7 protein-coding genes and 2 pseudogenes are annotated in these 14,210 nt (G+C 56.2%); 7 read left to right on the forward strand and 2 right to left on the reverse strand.

The genetic code is table 11. From position 1 onward, the window contains the following. On the reverse strand, positions 1-2,887 hold a 2,887-nt coding region (locus VGC62_RS19435; protein ID WP_331188708.1), incomplete at its 3' end, for a retention module-containing protein. A 400-nt stretch (positions 2,888-3,287) separates the two neighbouring features. On the opposite strand from VGC62_RS19435, the gene VGC62_RS19440 reads away from it, so the two are divergent. From VGC62_RS19440 to VGC62_RS19465, 7 genes and pseudogenes are all read left to right on the forward strand, one after another. Continuing rightward, on the forward strand, positions 3,288-4,640 hold the full coding sequence (locus tag VGC62_RS19440) for a TolC family outer membrane protein (protein WP_331188709.1): 1,353 nt from the start codon (positions 3,288-3,290) through the stop codon (positions 4,638-4,640). A gap of 53 nt (positions 4,641-4,693) precedes the next feature. Further along, entirely contained in the window at positions 4,694-6,847 is a 2,154-nt protein-coding gene (locus VGC62_RS19445; protein WP_331188710.1) for a type I secretion system permease/ATPase, read from the forward strand. Then, on the forward strand, positions 6,837-8,213 hold the full coding sequence (locus VGC62_RS19450; protein ID WP_331188711.1) for an HlyD family type I secretion periplasmic adaptor subunit: 1,377 nt from the start codon (positions 6,837-6,839) through the stop codon (positions 8,211-8,213). The genes VGC62_RS19445 and VGC62_RS19450 overlap by 11 nt, the downstream gene beginning before the upstream one ends. Positions 8,214-8,595: 382 nt before the next feature. Beyond that, a pseudogene (locus tag VGC62_RS27780) lies at positions 8,596-9,351 on the forward strand (cache domain-containing protein); the annotation flags it as partial. 351 nt (positions 9,352-9,702) lie between these two features. Further along, positions 9,703-10,209, forward strand: a pseudogene (locus VGC62_RS27785) (methyl-accepting chemotaxis protein); the annotation flags it as partial. A 723-nt stretch (positions 10,210-10,932) separates the two neighbouring features. Then, a complete protein-coding gene (locus tag VGC62_RS19460; RefSeq protein ID WP_331188713.1) occupies positions 10,933-11,931 on the forward strand; it encodes a response regulator in 999 nt (332 codons plus the stop codon). Positions 11,932-11,934: 3 nt separating this feature from the next. Beyond that, positions 11,935-12,894 (forward strand): GGDEF domain-containing protein, encoded by a 960-nt coding sequence (locus VGC62_RS19465; protein WP_331188714.1) that lies wholly within the window; start codon positions 11,935-11,937, stop codon positions 12,892-12,894. Between the two features lie 514 nt (positions 12,895-13,408). Here VGC62_RS19465 and VGC62_RS19470 read toward each other — a convergent pair. Next, complete coding sequence (locus tag VGC62_RS19470; protein WP_331188715.1) at positions 13,409-14,209, reverse strand: ABC transporter ATP-binding protein; 801 nt, start codon at positions 14,207-14,209, stop codon at positions 13,409-13,411. Position 14,210: the final 1 nt, after the last annotated feature.

The raw sequence follows: 14,210 nt of genomic DNA on the forward strand, positions 1-14,210 counted from the left end.
GCGGATCGGTCGTTGGGTTTTCACTGCTGTTGGCGTAGGTGATCGAGTTGATCAACGCCTGGTAATCAGCCTTGCTGGCGTCGCCGGTCAGGGTCAATACGATATTGCCGTCGACCACGGAGCTGGTGACGGTGATATTCGGGTTGCTGGTGCCAACCACCAAGGTGTCGCCATCCTGAGTACCGACCAGCGTCACTTTGCCGCTTTGCAGGTTGTCGTTATCGACATCGGCGAGGCTGACTTTGCCGTCCAGCGTTACGCCATCCTGACCTTCGGTGAAGGACACGGTGCCATCTATAGAGGCCGTTGGCGCGTCGTTAACCGGAGTCACAGTGACCGAAGTGCTGGCGAGGTTCGAATCCAGCGCGCCGTCATTGACCGACACGGTGATGCTGCGCGGATCGGTCGTTGGGTTTTCACTGCTGTTGGCGTAGGTGATCGAGTTGATCAAGGCCTGGTAATCAGCCTTGCTGGCATCGCCGGTCAGGGTCAATACGATATTGCCGTCGACCACGGAGCTGGTGACGGTGATGTTGGCGTTCGGGCTGCCGACCACCAAAGTGTCGCCATCTTGAGTACCGACCAGCGTCACTTTGCCGCTTTGCAGGTTGTCGTTATCGACGTCAGCGAGGCTGACTTTGCCGTCCAGCGTTACGCCATCCTGGCCTTCGGTGAAGGACACGGTGCCATCAATACCCGCTGTAGGAGCATCGTTGACAGGAACCACGCTGACAACCGCATTGACTGGAACCGAGTCGTTCTGGCCATCATTGACCGTAATCGTGATATCGCGGTCGATTGCGCTCGGATTTTGGCTGTCGTTTACGAAGGTGATTGATTTAATCACCGCTTCATAGTCGGCAGCGCTCGCCGCGCCGGTCAGGGTGATGACCAGTGCGCCGTTGACCGTGGCGGTGGTGACGCTGATGTTCGGATTGCTGCTGCCCACAACCAGGCTGTCGCCGGTTTGCGGATTGCCCAACGTCACGGTGGCGCCCTGCAATACGGGGCTGTCCACGTCGCTGATGCGCAGGTCGCCAACGATGGCAACACCGCTATTACCTTCGGTAAATGAGGTGGCAAAGTCGGCACCATTGGTGGCGCTGTCCAGATCCACCACAGGCAACGCGTCGTTGTCGACGATTGTGGTTGTCACGCTGCCTTGTGTTTCGCTGACTACGACGTTTTCGAAGTTGCCACCAGTGACCGATTCAATCTTGACGGTGACGTTTTCAACGCCCTCGGGAATGGTGTCGTTCAGGGTGCGGATGTCGAAGGTCACGCTGTTGGCGTTGGCCGGCACTTTGACGCTGACCACTTGGGTGAAGTCGCTGCCATCCACTGCGGTGCCGCTGTAGGTCAGGTTGATCGTGACTTCGGTTTGTGCGGTGTTGCTCAGTGTGATGGTGTAGGTCGCCGTATCGCCTTCGGTCACTGACTCGCTGCCGGTGATGCTGGCAACAGTGGTGTCTGTGGAGTCGGTAATGGTCACGACTGCCGGTGCAGTATTGGGCACCAGGTTTTCGAAGTTGCCGCCCGTTGCGCCAGTGATCGTGGTGCTGATGACAGTGTCGGTGTTGTAGACGTCGTTGGCAGGCGCCGGAACGCTGATGCTGCCGGTCGACTCGCCCGCGCGGATGTTGATCGTCGAACCGTCGGACAGGGTGACGGTCACCGGTGTTTGTGCCGGGTTGGTCAGTGTCGCGGTATAGGTGATCGACGTACCTTCGGTACTGGTAGCGCTGCCTGCGGTCAGAGTGACCGTGGTGGTGTCGACGGAGTCAGTGATGTTCACAACTGCCGGTGCAGTATTGGGCACCAGGTTTTCGAAGTTGCCGCCCGTTGCGCCAGTGATCGTGGTGCTGATGACAGTGTCGGTGTTGTAGACGTCGTTGGCAGGCGCCGGAACGCTGATACTGCCGGTCGACTCGCCCGCGCGGATGTTGATCGTCGAACCGTCGGACAGGGTGACGGTCACTGGCGTTTGTGCCGGGTTGGTCAGTGTCGCGGTATAGGTGATCGACGTACCTTCGGTACTGGTAGCGCTGCCTGCGGTCAGAGTGACCGTGGTGGTGTCAATGGTGTCGGTGATCTGAGTGACCGCAGGTGTAGGGTCAGTCGTCACCACGATGCCCGAACCGCCGGATGTGCCGGTCACGGTGGTGGTGATTTGGCTTGGGTCGATGTATGGCGTGTTGTTGCCTGGCACCTGAACGGAGACGCTGCCTGTGGTCTGGCCGCCAGAGATGACGATGGTCTGGCCGTTTGACAGCGTGATAGTCAGGTCGGTCAGCGGCGCCTGAGTGACGGTCGCGGTGTACACCAGCGTGCCGCCGTTCTCGGTCAAGGTCGGTGTCGCAGTAACGGTCAGGGTCGAAGCCCGCAACGGGGTGTTTTCGTCAGTGGTGCCGGCGTTTTGCAGCACGTTGACTGCGCCGTCATTGTCCAGGCCTGTGGTCGGGAAGCCAATGTTAGGGTCTACCACGCCAGCGGTTTCGCTCAGCAGTACGAAGCTGTGACCACCACCGGCATTGCCGCCTGGGCTTGCAGCAGTCTGGCCGGCAGCAGTGGCTTCGAGGTCTTGCGTCGGGTCGGCGCCCGCAGCGATGGCTTGTTGCAATTGTGCAACCGACGGTGCGGCCTGTGCCGTGGCCTCAGACAGGTTGACGGTTGAGGTTGGGGTTTGCGAACTCCACTGGCTGTCACGGCCCATGTCCAGATGACGACCATCCGGCAGCTCCAGCGTTACCGACCCCGCTGGGCCAGTCAGCACCTGTTCCCCGGCAAGCAGCCGGTCCCCCTCGATCAGTACACGGCGAATCCCTTCCGGGGAGACTGCGACTACTTGGCCAACAATGCTTTTGACGATGGCAACAACACTGCTCATTGGGGACTCTCCGCGTTTACCGTTCAGTGGGTATCCATGATGCCGACCGGCTTTTTTACACGCCGCTTCATACTGGAGTACGTAAGTTTTACACTTTTATTTGGCGCCAAATTATTAACATATTGATTTAGTTAAAATTAAACTTTTGACGTCAATTTAATTACGCTAGATCTTAAGTTTGGCAATTAACTTTTAGCCAAACTATTGACCTATTCCGCGACATCCTAAACAATCGCATCCGTAATGTCACATTGATATTTTATGGAATCGCGTCTTTCTGCTGTGTGATCCCACATCTCATTCAGAACTCTCCGACCACGGTCCCATTCAATAGCCCTATTTATGATGCGGCCGCTTTTGTGCTGCGTTTTGAACAAGAACGTTCTCGGGATCAAACACCATGCGTGCGCATTTTCTTACCGTTATTCCTTTCGCTTTCACCGCCAGTTTCGTTAACGCAGAAACCCTGCCACAGGCTATGCAGAAGGCGATGGACGTACATCCCGAGGTTCAGGCCGGCGTCAACGCACGTATCGCTCAGGACTACGCCGTTCGTGCCGCCAAGGGTGGATACCTGCCGCGCGTAGACCTGACAGCGGGTTACGGTCGCGCCGGTTCCGACACGCCGAGCACCCGTGCAACCACTGGCAACAATGATTGGCAAACATTGAACCGCGGCGAGTCGGCCATCCGTTTACAACAAATGCTTTTTGATGGTTTTCAAACTTCAAATGAAGTAGGGCGTCAACAAGCCACCGCCAATTCTCGGGCGTATTCTTTGCTTAATACATCCGAACGAACGGCGTTAACTGTTGCGCAAGTTTATTTGGACGTATTGACCCAGCGCGAAATGGTCCGCTTGGCTGAAGAAAACTTGAAAAGCCACGAACGCATCTATGACCAGATCAAATTACGCACCAGTCGTGGCGTAGGTCGCATGGCGGATATGGATCAAGCCGACGCACGTCTGGCACAAGCGCAAAATAACTTGTTGACTGAAAAAACCAATCTCTCGGATGCACAAACTAACTATTTGAGCGCAGTGGGGCAGTTGCCCGATCAGTTGGAAGCGCCGCAACCGTTCATTGCCATGATGCCGGCCACGCTGGAAGAGGCGCGTCGACAAATGCTGGAGAACAGTCCAGTGCTGCGCTCGGCTGAGTCCGACATCGCCGCGGCCGAGAAGCAGTACCAATCGGCAAAATCGACCTTCTACCCACGTTTCGACGCAGAACTGGGTCGCAATGCCGATAACAACATCGGCGGCGATGAAGGCCACAACAACGGCTGGGAAGCGATGGTCCGCATGCGCTTCAATCTGTACTCCGGTGGCAGCAACAAGGCTGACCTTGAGTCCAAGTCCTACCAGGCTTCGCAGGCGCTGGACATCCGCAACAACGCTCTGCGCCAACTGAACGAAGAGCTGGGTCTGGCCTGGAACGCATACAACAACGCCACTGCGCAAATCCCGATCGCGCAGCAGTACGTTGATCGCACCACCAGCGTTCGCACCTCGTATCAGCAGCAGTTCGGTCTGGGCGAGCGTACCTTGCTCGACCTTCTCGACAGTGAAAACGAGCTGTTTACGGCTCAGCAGCGTCTGGTGCAACTGCAGAACCTGAAGCAGTACACCCAGTACCGCATCAAGGCTGATATGGGCGTTCTGTTGAAAAGTCAGGGTGTCGTGGCGCCGATGGCATCCGTTGTGCAGAACGATATAAAACCGACAGTTCAACTGCCAGGCATGAACTGATTTTTGACGCAGTCAGCTTCTTAAACAGCTAGCAATATAAAGAGAGTGTCAGCGTGGATTTGCAATCAACTTCGGTTCAGCTCGGCCATGATCTGCGCAGCCAGCACGATGATCCGTTACTGGACGGCTTGCTGACACTCTGTTTTCTGCACCACAAACCTGCCAGTCGGGCGATGCTGACCACCGGTCTGCCATTGCCCGATCAGCGACTGAGCGCCGACTTACTGCCGCGTGCAGCCGCGCGCGCCGGTTTGCAGGGGCGACTGCTGCAACGCAAGCTTGATCAAATCCCCTCTATTGCTTTGCCTGCATTGTTGATGCTCAAAGAAGGCAGATGCGCGGTGTTGTTGAGTTTGGAGGGCGATACTGCGCGCCTGCTGCTGAGCGAAAGCGATGGTGGCGAAGTTGAAGTGACCCGTGAGGTGCTGGCTAAGGATTATGCTGGACGGGTGTTCTTCGCCCAGCCGCAGCATAAATTTGATGTCACCAAAGGCTCGCTCATTCCCCGAGCGAAGTCATGGTTCAAAGACACCCTCAAGCGCTCGCGCTGGCTATATGCCGACGCAATCGCGGCAAGCCTTGTGATCAACCTGATCGCCCTGGCTGCACCTCTATTTGTAATGAACGTTTACGACCGCGTCGTACCGAACCAGGCGACAGCCACCTTATGGGTGCTGGCGGCAGGTATTTGCGGCGCTTATCTGTTCGATTTGTTGCTCAAAGGCCTGCGCAGTTTGTGCCTGGATCTTGCGGGCAAGAAAACCGACCTGATCATTTCCGCGACGCTGTTTGAACGCATCGTCGGCATGGCCATGAAGTTTCGCCCCGCGCGGGTGGGTAGCTTCGCGCAGAACATCCATGAGTTTCAGGGGATGCGCGACTTTCTCACGTCGCTGACCCTGACCAGTCTGATCGACCTGCCGTTCACGTTGATTATTTTGTTGGTGATCGCGCTGCTGGGCGGGCATCTGGTGTGGATTCCGATCGTTGCGTTTCCGCTGGCCTTGGGTATCGGTCATTTTTTGCAAAAACCACTGACCGCCACGCTTGAACGCACCATGGCCCTTGGCGCCGAGCGTCAGTCGAGCTTGATCGAAACCCTCGCGGGCCTGGACGCGGTAAAGGTCAACAACGCCGAAAGCGAGCGCCAGTATCAGTGGGAACAGACCATTGGCACCCTCAGCCGCCTGGAGTTGCGAGTCAAGATTCTGTCCGGTCTGGCGATGAATATCACCTTGCTTATCCAGCAATTGGCTGGCGTGGCAATGATCTGCTTCGGGGTTTACCAAATAATCGACGGTAACTTGAGCATGGGCGGCCTGGTCGCCTGTTACATGCTTAGCGGTCGTGCCTTGGGCCCATTGGCTCAGCTTTCAGGGCTGTTGACGCGTTACCAGCAAGCCAAGGTGACCATGGTTTCGGTGGATCAGATGATGGAGTTGCCGCAAGAACGCAACTTCGACGAGCGCCCGCTCAGTCGTCAGGTCCTACAAGGCGCGATGGAATTTCGCAGCCTGGACTTCACCTATCCCAATCAACAGACCCTGGCGCTCAAGGGCATCAATTTGGTGGTTCGTCCGGGCGAGAAGATCGGCATCATCGGCCGCAGCGGCTCGGGCAAAAGTTCGCTGGCCAAACTGCTGGTCGGCCTTTACCAGCCTGATGCCGGCTCATTGCTGGTTGATGGCGTGGACATTCGCCAAATTGATGTGAGTGAGTTGCGCCACAACATCGGTTACGTCGCTCAGGACATCCAACTGTTGGCCGGCACGTTGCGCGACAACCTGGTGTCCGGCGCGCGCTATGTCGATGACGAAATGGTCCTGCAGGCCGCGGAACTTGCGGGCGTGCATGAATTCGCCCGGCTGCACCCGCAGGGGTACGAGCTGCAAGTGGGTGAGCGCGGTCAAAATCTTTCCGGTGGTCAGCGGCAAAACGTTGCCCTGGCCCGTGCCTTGTTACTCAACCCGCCGATCTTGCTGCTGGACGAACCGACCAGCGCCATGGACAACACCGGTGAAGAGCGTCTCAAGCAACGCCTGCAAGCCGTTATCGAGAGAAAGACCGTCATCCTTGTGACTCACCGAGCATCGCTGCTTAGCCTGGTGGATCGTTTGATCGTGATCGACCGTGGTCAGATTCTCGCCGACGGTCCTAAAGCTGCCGTCATGGAAGCGTTGAAAAAGGGGCAGATCAGTGTTGCTTAAATCAGGTCCAGGACATTCCGGCGGCGGGATCTTTCGCTATTTTCGCGGCACCTCGTCCCTTGAGGGGCAGCCATTGCCAGAGGTCGAGAAGGCGCTGGTGGATGACGCGCCACGCATCGTGCGGCTGACCATTTGGGCGGTGATTCTGTTTTTCACGTTCCTGGTGCTGTGGGCTAACTATGCGGTCATCGACGAGGTGACCAAGGGCGAAGGCAAGGCGATTCCGTCGACCAAGATTCAGAAGATCCAAAACCTTGAGGGCGGCATCGTTGCGCAGATCTACGTTCATGATGGCCAGATCGTCGAAGCGGGTGCGCCACTGATTCGCTTGGACGACACGCGTTTCGCCTCCAATGTCGGTGAAACCGAAGCCGATAGGGTGTCAATGGAGTTGCGCGTCGAGCGCCTGAGTGCCGAGGTGGATAACCGCCCGCTGAATTTCTCCGACGAAGCGCGCAAAAGCGCACCGAGTCAGGCGGGCAACGAAGAGTCGCTTTATCTGAGTCGCCGTCAGCAATTGGCCGATGAGTTGGGTGGTTTACAGCAGCAACTGATCCAGCGTCAGCAGGAGTTACGCGAGTTTGCCTCCAAGCAGGAGCAATATCGCAACAGCCTGAGCCTGTTGCGCCAGGAGATAGGCATGTCCGAGCCGCTGGTCCAGCAGGGCGCGGTCTCACCTGTTGAAGTGCTGCGCTTGAAGCGTTCGGAAGTCGAAACCCGTGGTCAGCTCGATGGCACCACGCTGGCTATTCCACGTGCCCAGGCCGCGATTAACGAAGTACAGCGCAAGATCGATGAAACCCGTGGCAAGTTCCGCAGCGACGCACTGACGCAGCTGAACGAAGCGCGCACGAACCTAAGCAAAGCGCAGTCGACCGCCAAGGGCTTGGAAGATCGGGTCAACCGCACCATGGTCACTTCGCCAGTGCGGGGCATCGTCAAGCAGGTGCTGGTCAACACCGTTGGTGGTGTGATTCAGCCGGGCAGTGACATCGCCGAGATCGTGCCGCTGGACGACACGTTGCTGGTGGAAGCGCGGATTCGTCCACAGGACATCGCGTTCCTGCACCCAGGGCAGGAAGCGATGATCAAGTTCTCGGCTTACGACTACACCATTTATGGTGGGCTCAAGGGCAAGCTTGAGCAGATCGGTGCAGACACCGTTCAGGACGAAGAAAAGAAAAACACCTTCTATGTGATCAAGTTACGCACCGACCGCAGCCACTTGGGCACCGATGAGCATCCGTTGCTGATCATTCCGGGCATGGTTGCCTCGGTGGACATTATCACTGGTAAGAAAAGCGTCCTCAGCTACTTGCTCAAACCGGTGCTCAAGGCTCGTGCCGAAGCCTTGCACGAGCGTTAATCGTGGTGACTCGCTGACGCGCCGTGCGGTCCTCTGCGCGGCAGGTTTCTGCCTGCGGTACCGGTTTTGCACGCGGACAAAGTATCGACCCCATCGGTATTTACTCCCGTTCAAATCACTGATTTCGATCACGCTTATAGATGATGGAGTCGTGGCATATTCAGGTCATGGTTTCTTTCCTCGATGTTCTAAAGAACTGGAGAAAATCAGCGATACGGTTAATTGAGATGTCGTTTGCGCGGCCATTAAATCCGGTGTTAGCGATCCATTCGCTGTCATTAAAATAAGATACGTCCTGTACACAAAGGAAATCGTCGTGACGCTAAATCTACGCAGCAAGGTCATCCTCCTTGCCATTATCCCGAGCCTGGTGTTGGCGGCGGTGATCAGCTGCATTACTTGGTTTGTCCTGCAAAACCTGGCCACTCAGGAAGTCGAACAGACCCGTTCGCTGTTGCTGGAAGAGCGCAAGCTGTCACTCAAGCATTATCAAGAAATTGGCGAAGCGGCGATCAAGCCTATTTACGATGCTTCCGCGCCCGGCGACATGCAAGCACGGGACAGGGCCGTCAGTGTGCTCAGGACCTTGCTTTACGACAAGGCCAATTACTTCTTCGGTTACAGCACGGCCTCGGTGCGCGTGTTCTGGGCGGATAAAGATGTGGATATCGGTAAAAGTTTTGCCGATTCCAAAGATGCCAGTGGTGTTTACGTGATCCGTGGTTTGGTCGATGCGGCTAAATCCGGCACCCACTATTTCCGCTATAACTGGCCGACGCTCGGCAGCGACAAACCGGTTGCCAAGCTCGGTTACACCAGCTACCTGGAGAAGTGGGACCTGGTGTTCGGCACGCAAGTGAACCTTGATGACATCGACGTACAGGTGGCCGCGATTGCCAGTGCTACGCAGAGCCGCATCGGTTCGTCTGCCGCGTTGATCGTTGCGGTGGTGGCGGTGTTGCTGATCGTCGTCGCGTTGATCGGCATCTTCCTGGGTAATGGGTTGGTCAAGCCGGTGCTGGTGATCAAAAAGAATCTGGACGATATTGCCGCAGGCGATGGAGACCTGACGCGCCGTCTGCCGGAAACCAGTACAGACGAACTGGGCGCGCTGGCGAAGTCGTTCAACCAATTCGTCGAGAAGATTCATGCGCTAGTGCGCCAGATTGCCGAGATGACCGGGCAGTTGAATTCGCTGGTGGGCGATATGTCGTCGCAAGCGCAACGCTCGGAACAGGCGATGGGGCGTCAGCGTCAAGAGACCGACCAAGTCGCGACAGCCATTCACGAGATGTCTTCGGCGGCGCATCAAGTGTCCATCAGCGCGCAAGGTGCGTCGCAGGCGGCGCGTAAAACCAGCGATGTGGGCGGGGATGCGAAAAATGTCGTGAACAAAAGCATCGACAGCATTCACACATTGATTGGCGAGATCGGCGAAAGCAGTTCGTCGTTGGATCATCTGCGCAAGGACGTACAGTCGATTGCCAGCGTGGTGGATGTGATTCGCTCGATTGCCGAGCAAACCAACCTGTTGGCGCTAAACGCGGCGATTGAAGCGGCCCGCGCCGGTGAGGCAGGGCGGGGGTTTGCTGTGGTGGCCGATGAAGTGCGGGCGCTGGCCAGCCGTACTCAACAGAGCACCCAGGAAATCCACGAAATGATCAGCTCGTTGCAACGTGGCGCGCAAGATGCCGTGGTGGCCATGGAGCGCTCCAGCGAAACCGGCAAGACCACCGGCGAACTCGCCAACGAGGCAGGTGCATCGCTGGATGCGATTGGGCAGTTGATCGAAACCATCAATGACATGAACGCGCAGATCGCCGCCGCTTCGGAAGAGCAAACCGCCGTCGCCGAAGAAATTAACCGCAGCATGAGCCAGATTGCCCAAGCCGTAGACGAAGTCGCCGACGACGCCCAAGGCGGCGCCAAAACGGCTCGCAGCTTGACGGAACTGGGTGATCGCTTGGGTGGGTTGGTGCGCCAGTTCAGGATTTAACGGTGTGTGGATGAGGGCGTAACAAAATACCTGATGGCAGGCAGCGCGAGAGCGAATGATTGGCGCAAATCCAAGCATTGCCGTCAGGTGCTCTTGCAGTCACTGCACTCGTTGCGTGCATTCTGCGATGAGCTACGGGACCAGAGTGCGGTATGGGTTCATTCTGTCGGCCGTGCGATAGCTTATCTGCATTTTTTATGGCTGTTCATGGCGCAGCGCCCTCATGTTTTGGTATGAGTATTGATCTGGGTCACGCCAATTAAAATAATAAATCAGAATTGGGGTGATCTCACGACTGACTCAATACACTGCAGTCGCAATTGGATTCGGCCCTTATTGTTTGGATATATGTGCGGCCCGTGCCAGAATTAAAGGGTATTGGTGCGTATTGATCGGGCAATACGCGTCCTGATAGCTGTATTGGGCTCTTGCGAACGAACAAATATTGACGCCATAAAACAATCATTTCGCTGTGTATTCTTAATTTAGAGACTGCAGGGTTGATTTATGTTTTATGGTCTCAGGGTGTGGGCGTGATTGAGCACAAATATTGCATATGGAGTGCAGCATCTTGGTCTCGGTATAAAGAAGCGACGTAATGCATTATTAATATAAGACTGAAAGAATTTGCTGCGATAATCGCGCGATATTTATCGCGATTTAATTGATTGCACCGATGTGCTGGGCCCAGCCTAAAATTCTTTTGCAGCGAGAAAGAACGCAATGCCCATGATTCCCCTGCTGATTTGCGACGACTCCAACATGGCGCGCAAACAGCTGATAAAGGCTTTGCCCGCCGATTGGGGGGTGTCAGTCACTACGGCAACCAATGGTCATGAAGGGCTTGAAGCCATTCGCCAGGGGTTGGGTCAAGTCGTGTTGCTCGACCTGACCATGCCTGACATGGATGGCTATCAGGCATTGGCGGCAATACGCGCCGAAAATCTGCAAGCCAAGGTCATCGTGGTATCGGGTGACGTGCAGGAAGAGGCCGTGCGCCGCGTTCTGGAGCTGGGAGCGCTGGCATTTCTAAAAAAGCCGGCGGATCCACTTGAGCTCAAGCAGACGTTAGATCGGCTGGGATTATTGGGCGAACCCAGCCAAGACATTGCGATTGCACCGAAAACCGCACACGCTGCGATCAGCTTCCAAGACGCCTTTCGTGAAACCGTCAACGTTGCCATGGGCCGAGCGGCGGCGTTGCTCGCTCGGGTTCTGGGCGTATTCGTGCAACTGCCAGTACCCAACGTCAACATGCTTGAAGTGGGCGAATTGCACATGGCCCTGGCTGATGCGCAGAGCAACGATCGGCTGACGGCTGTGTGTCAAGGCTACATCGGTGGCGGGATCGCGGGCGAAGCATTGCTGCTGTTTCATGATTCTGAGATCGCCGACATGGCGCAGTTGATGAAAATCGACTCCACCGATTATTCGGACATGGAGATGCTGCTGGACCTGTCTTCGATTTTGATCGGCGCCTGCTTGAGCGGGATTGCCGAGCAGATCGACGTTGCTTTCTCACAGAGCCACCCGCAAGTATTGGGTACGCAGAGCGGTATCGATGAGCTGATCCGCATCAATCAGCAACGCTGGAAAAAGACACTCGCAGTGGAAATCAGCTACAGCCTGGAGGGTCATAACATTCATTTCGATCTACTGATGTTGTTCACCGAGGATTCGGTAGAGCGGCTTTCACGAAAACTCGCCTACTTGATGAGCTGATTCATGAATGATCGTATCGATATCAGAGAACTGCATTGGCTGCTGACCATCACCCAGAGCATCGACGTGGGCGTAGTGGTGCTGGACCAGGAATATCGAGTGCAGGTCTGGAACACCTTCATGGAAAATCGTTCCGGTGTGCTGCCGTACGAGGCGGCCAATCGGTCTTTTTTCGAGCTGTTTCCTGACGTGAATGAACAATGGTTGAAGAGGAAGATCGATAACGTCATCACGCTCGGCACGTCGGCCTTTACCATCTGGGAACAACGGCCCTATCTGGTGCGTTTCAAGAGCTATCAGCCGATCACCGGGCAAGAAGATTTCATGTATCAGAACACCACGATGTTTGCGCTGCGTTCCACGACTGGCGACATCACGCATGTGTGCCTGGTGATCTACGACGTGACTGAGGTCGCGACCAACCGGCTGCAATTGCAAACTGCCAATCTGCAGTTGCAGAAGCTATCCAGTACTGATCGCTTGACCGGGCTTTATAACCGTGGCCATTGGGAAGAGGCATTGCGTCTGGAGCACGCGCGGCATGTCCGTTACGGCACTTCGGCCGCGTTGGTGATGTTCGACATCGACCACTTCAAGCGCGTCAACGATACCTACGGCCATCAGTGTGGCGACCGGGTAATCCAGCGCGTCGCTGATGTCGTGCGTGAACACATTCGTGACGCGGATATCGCCGGACGTTATGGCGGTGAAGAATTCGCTATCTTGTTGCCCGACACCGACAAATACGGCGGCGGAATGTTCGCCGAGCGCCTGCGCATCGCCGTCGAGGCGCAGGAAATCGTCCACGAAGGACAGACTATCCGCTGCACCATCAGTCTTGGCGTCGCCGACCTGGCCTTGCCGCTTGAAGACCACAAAACCCTGATCGAATGGGCCGACCAAGCGCTGTATGCGTCGAAGAAGAACGGCCGCAATCAGGTGTCGGTGTACGAGCCGCTTTAACACAAGTTTTACAGCCGTTGTCGGAGCTGCCAGATGGCGCGCCGCGACGACTGAGCCACATTGGGCAATTGTGGTCGAGGTCGCAGCTCAACCTGTAGGAGCCAACGTGTTGGCGAGGGGGACCAACGGGGTGCGCCTGAGACACCGCCTCGCGAACAAGTTCACTCCTACAACGGATCAAGCGCCACGTTGAATATTTGCCAATGGCGTGTCGTGACGGATGAGCAGCGGTGCGCCCGGGGACAGATTAATTTACGGTGAGGCGATGTAAATAAATCAGTCCCCCTTGATCCTTCAGTCTGTAGGAGCCAACTTGTTGGCGAGGCGAGCAACACGGTGCGCCAGAAACGCCGCCTCGCGAACAAGTTCGCTCCTACAACGGGTTAACTGCCACGTTGAAGACATGCGCCATTCGCAGCGGTGATGCATTTTATACGGCCACGCTTTTCAGCGAAAAACACCTGCTGAAAGCTTGAACGGGAACAGGGTATCGACAGATGACCGAGTCGTCTGGTCAAGACAACTCGGCAAAATCACTCAGCACGTCGTCTCTCAACGCAATAAACCGCGCGTCGCTACGGTTTCTCGGGCGGGGCAGGTCGATGTCGACAATGCGACGAATCCGCCCCGGATTGGGTTGCATGACTACCACTCGATCACCCAGATACACCGCCTCATCCACATCATGGGTGACATGCACCATGGTGATTTTTTCCTGCTGCCAAATGTTTTGCAGCTCACGTTGCAGGCGGGTACGAGTCAGGGCGTCAAGCGCACCGAATGGCTCATCGAGTAACAATACGCTGGGCCGGTTGACCAGGCCCCGGGCGATGGCCACACGTTGCGCCATGCCGCCGGAGATCTGATGCGGATAAGACTCGGTGAAGTCCTGCAGCCCCACCAGCTGGATATGTTCGGACACCGCTTCGCGTTTTTCAGCGGCGTTCAGTGGCGCGTTCTTCAAGCCGACCGCGACGTTCTGTTGCACGGTCAGCCAGGGAAATAAACGGTGGTCTTGAAACACTATGCCGCGCTCCAGCTCCGTGCCGTGAATCGGCAAGTCATTGAGCAAAATGCGACCGTCATAGTCCTCGTCCAAACCTAGAATCAGCCGCAGCAAGGTTGATTTCCCACAGCCACTGGCGCCAACGATGGTGATGAACTCTCCGGGCTCGATGTCCAACTGGACGTTATCCAGCACCTGTAATTGTGTGTCGTCGCCCGCTGCCGACTGAAAGTGTTTGCTGATGTTTTCCAGCCGCAGCCCATTCTTGTTGGGTGAATGGCGGGTGGCTTGGTTGAGTGCATTGAGCATG

It is taken from the genome of Pseudomonas sp., from assembly GCF_036404235.1.
In the GTDB taxonomy this organism is placed as follows: Bacteria; Pseudomonadota; Gammaproteobacteria; order Pseudomonadales; family Pseudomonadaceae; genus Aquipseudomonas.